Origin of the sequence: Mycobacterium sp. E3198 (assembly GCF_001667015.1) — a bacterium.
Lineage (GTDB): Bacteria > Actinomycetota > Actinomycetes > Mycobacteriales > Mycobacteriaceae > Mycobacterium.
The window spans coordinates 1-922 of the sequence record NZ_LZIS01000148.1 but is presented as its reverse complement, the minus strand read 5'-3'; the positions used below and the strand labels follow the sequence as shown (position 1 = coordinate 922).

The following is a 922-nucleotide window of genomic DNA, read 5'->3' as shown; positions in this document are numbered from 1 at the left end:
CAGCACCGCCAGCCCGAGCAACGGCACCAACCGCCCCCGGATCTTGATCCACGTTTCGCCGATGGTGATCGGCGAACCGAACACCGCCCGGCCCACGATGACGGTGAGCATGCCGGACAGCAGCATGCCGCCGAGCCAGGTGACCAGCATCCCGGCGGCCATCGACGCCATCCAGGCGCCGACGATGCCGCCGCTCAGCTCGTTGGAGCGCGCGATGGTGATCCTGCCGTAGGCGGCCAACGGGCCGAACGTCGCCGCCAGCGAGATCAGCTGCATGAGCACGACGACCAGCGCGGTCAACCCCAGCGTCGCCCGGGGGTTGGCTCGGACGTAGCCGACCGCGCCGTTGAAGATGTCGCTGAGCGTCAGGGGGCGCAGCGGGATGATCCCCGGTTTGATCGCCCCGGGAACCACCTGCGGCGGACCGTAGGGCACCCCGTAACCGGGCGGCGGGCCATACCCGGGTGGCGGTCCGTACCCGTATCCCGGCGGCGGGCCGTAGCCCGGAGGGGGGCCGTACCCGGGCGGGGCGCCGTAATACCCCGGCGGCGCATAACCGCCCGGCGCGTACTGGCCGGGCGGGGGAACAACCGGATAACCGGGCGGCGGCGCGGTCACGTTGTTCGGCGACCCTGAAAACCGCGCCCGACGTTCGTCATGGGCTCCATCCTGTCGGCGGTCCGGGCATTGCACAATCTTGACCGGCCCCCCGGCGCGTAGCGTCTCAGGCATGGCGGAACTGAAATCCCGGCTCCGGGCCGACCTCACCCAGGCGATGAAGGCCCAGGACAAGTTGCGAACCGCGACCCTGCGCATGCTGCTGGCCGCGATCCAGACCGAGGAGGTCTCCGGCAAGCAGGCGCGCGAGCTTACCGACGACGACGTCATCAAGGTGCTGGCCAGGGAATCGCGCAAGCGCGGT

The 922-nt window shown here is 70.5% G+C and carries 1 protein-coding gene and 1 pseudogene; one reads left to right on the top strand and one right to left on the bottom strand.

Features of this window, described 5'->3' with window-relative positions; translation table 11 throughout:
- Positions 1-732, bottom strand: a pseudogene (locus tag A5673_RS28490) (hypothetical protein); the annotation flags it as partial.
- Here A5673_RS28490 and A5673_RS16585 point away from each other — a divergent pair.
- Positions 731-922: GatB/YqeY domain-containing protein (locus tag A5673_RS16585; RefSeq protein WP_197518400.1), on the top strand; the 192-nt coding region annotated here is incomplete at its 3' end. The pseudogene A5673_RS28490 and the gene A5673_RS16585 overlap by 2 nt on opposite strands.